3 protein-coding genes are annotated in these 2,857 nt (G+C 63.8%); all 3 read right to left on the bottom strand.

All coding sequences use genetic code 11. The features are described 5' to 3' along the window. Nucleotides 1-621 (bottom strand): ATP-binding cassette domain-containing protein (locus ENZ74_RS27700; RefSeq protein WP_164761256.1); only part of this gene is annotated, 621 nt, incomplete at its 3' end. A 68-nt stretch (nt 622-689) separates the two neighbouring features. Continuing rightward, complete coding sequence (locus ENZ74_RS27695) at nt 690-1,742, bottom strand: substrate-binding domain-containing protein (RefSeq protein ID WP_024502965.1); 1,053 nt, start codon at nt 1,740-1,742, stop codon at nt 690-692. Between the two features lie 41 nt (nt 1,743-1,783). Then, on the bottom strand, nt 1,784-2,773 hold the full coding sequence (locus tag ENZ74_RS27690; RefSeq protein ID WP_063170351.1) for a TIM barrel protein: 990 nt from the start codon (nt 2,771-2,773) through the stop codon (nt 1,784-1,786). Nucleotides 2,774-2,857 lie beyond the last annotated feature (84 nt).

Here is a 2,857-nt window from a genome sequence, read left to right as displayed (position 1 = left end):
GATGCCGAACACCTCGTCCAGCTTGTGCGAGACATAGACGACGGCGACGCCGTCGCGGGCGAGGCCGGTGATGACTTGCGCCAGCCGTTCGAATTCGCTCGGCGTCAGGCTCGATGTCGGCTCGTCCATGGCAACGATGCGGGCGCGATCGAGCAGCGCGCGGGCGATCTCGACAATCTGCCGCTGCGCCACCTTCAGGGTACCGAGGGGTGCAGCCGGATCGATGGAGGGATCGATGGCCGCAAGAGCCTCCGCAGCACGGCGCTCCTGTTCGCGCCGGGCGACGAAGATGGCGCCGCGCGTCAGCGGATGGCCTAGGAACATGTTCTGGGCGACGCTAAGGCGTGGTACCTGCTGCAATTCCTGATGGATCATGGCGACGCCCGCAGCGCGTGCGGCGACCGGGTTGGCGAGTGTAACCGGCTTGCCGTCGATGAGGACGCTTCCCGCTGTCGGCGTGTGGACGCCAGACAGGATGCGCAGCAGCGTCGACTTGCCGGCGCCATTTTCGCCGAGCAGGCCGTGGATTTCACCGGCACCTACCGAGAACGACACGCCGTCAAGCGCCCGCACGGCCGGAAACAGCTTGGAAATGCCCTGGAATTGCAGCCGGGGTGACATTGGGTTCTATCTCCGGGCAACGGTGCCGGCGGGAGCGAATTGCTCTGGCCGGCACTCGCCGATTGGCCTTACTGGCCCGCAGCCGCGTCCTCGAGCAGTGCCTTGCGCGCGCCGGCGCCGGAATAGCGGTCGGCATTGTCCTTGGTGATCAGTGCCTGGGGCGTGGCGACGACGCGGGGCAGCTTCTGTCCCGCGACGAGACGCAGAGCAGTTTCCAACGCCACTTCGCCGGTCAGCACCGGGAAACTGTCGACCGTGCCGGTCAGTTCGCCGGCCCGTATGGAGGCATAGGCGTCGGAAATGCCGTCGGTGCCGAAGACCGCAACCTTGTCCTGCAGGCCGGCGGCCTTGACTGCCTCGACGATGCCGAGCGCCATGCCGTCATTGTTGGCATAAAAGCCGATCAGGTCGGGGTGCTGCTGCAGGATGTTGGTGGCCGCATCATAGGAGGTCTGGCGGTCCCAGTTGCCGGGAACGCTGGCGACGACCTCGAACTTGCCTGCCTCGGTGATGGTCGACTTGAAGCCGTCGGTGCGCTGCACGGCGGCATAGACGCCAGCCTGGCCTTCGACGATGGCGACCTTGCCGCCATCCGGACGGTTCTTGATGAACCATTTGGCGACGCGCACGCCATTGTCGCGCTGGACATTGCCGACATAATGTTCGGCCTGCGGGATCACGGCGTCATTGACGTTGACCACCGGCACGTTGGCGGCCTTGGCTTGCTCCATGATCGGCTGCAGATTGGCATCCGTCTGCGGCGAGACGAGCAGCACGTTGTAGCCCTGCGTCACCAGGCCTTCGGCGATGGTGAGCTGGCCGAGCTGGTCGCCCTCGCTTTGCGCTGCCTGATAGACGACGGGAACGCCGACCTTGGCGCCGAATGCCGTGTAGCCCTCGCCCAGCGAGCGCCAGTATTCATTGGTCAGCGTCTTGGAGACGGCGCCTGCCTTGGTGCCTTCGGGCAGCTTGGGGAACGCGCCGAATTTGGCCTCGACCTGCGACCAGTCGATGCGGTCCTTTTCCGTGTCGGAATTGAGCGGCGCGAGGTCGGCCGAAAAGGCAGAGCCGATCGACAGCGCCATCAGTGCGGCGGTAGCCGTGGCAAGCAGAAGTTTCATTGTATTCCTCCCTTGTTGAAAACGATAATGGTGCGCATGCCTCAGCTATCCGGCCCGAGCATGATTTCCTGGATGATGGCCTGCGACGTCACCGCATCCTGGCTGTCCATGGCGGCGGACAGGCGATTGTCCTGCCCCAGCCGGTCGACGACGCGCAGCATGCGCTTGACGGTGGCGATGTTGACTTCGCACTCGCGCACCGGATCGAGCCCGGTCATGTCGGGGAACGTGTCGAAATAGATGGCGCCGGCGTAACCGTCGCGGCGAATCTGCCTGAGCAACTCGATGGTCTGCAGCGTGTGCACCGCGCCGACCATCAGGCCGTCGTCGCGCTTGGCGTAGCCGTCGTTCAGATGCACGCCGAGCAGCTTGCTGTGGCGCGCCACCAGGGCCGCGGCAAAGGCCGGCTGTTCGTCGGCATAGAGCACATGGGCGAAATCGAGGGTGACGCCCAGATTGGGCAGGCCGACATCGCGGATCGCCAGCAAGGTCGTCGCCGCATCCGGCATCAGGCTGTAGGAGCGTGGTTCGTTCGGTTTGTACTCAAGGCTGATCTGACAGTCGGGATCATGCGCGGCTACTTCACGAATCCCATCGATTTCGTGTTGCCAAAGCGTCACATAGTCGGCCTGGAAGGCGTAGTCGAAGCCATCCTGGCCGAGCCACAGCGTCATCAGGCTGGCGCCGGCCTCACGCACGGCATCGATGCCGGCTTTGGTCAGGTCGATGGCCTCGCGGCGCACCGCCGGATCCGGATTGGTGAATGCGCCGAGCTTGAAGGCGGGGTTGGAGTAGTAGCGCATGGCAAAGCCATTGATGGAAAGCCCGAGATCGCCGAGTTTGAGGGCGATTTCCGCAGGCTTTTCACTGACATGGTCGGGAAAGTTGAGGTCGAGATCGGTAAGCCCGCCGACCTTGGCGGCGCGCGCCGCCATCTGCAGCAGCGACGGCTTGCCGGTAAGATCAGGCCATTCGGCCTGCGGCCGCGAGGCAAAGGAATTCAGGCGCGTGGCGAAACGAGTGGCTGTCATGGTCGATCCTTCAATCGTCATGACTTCACATAAATACAAATATTTGTAAAGTTATTGTTTTGAGGGGCGGGCGGTGAGCTGTGT

The sequence above is a fragment of the Mesorhizobium sp. M7A.F.Ca.CA.002.15.2.1 genome (assembly GCF_003998715.1).
Taxonomy (GTDB): domain Bacteria; phylum Pseudomonadota; class Alphaproteobacteria; order Rhizobiales; family Rhizobiaceae; genus Mesorhizobium; species Mesorhizobium ciceri.
Note: the sequence above shows the minus strand (reverse complement) of the source record. Positions and strands in the feature narration are given on the sequence as shown.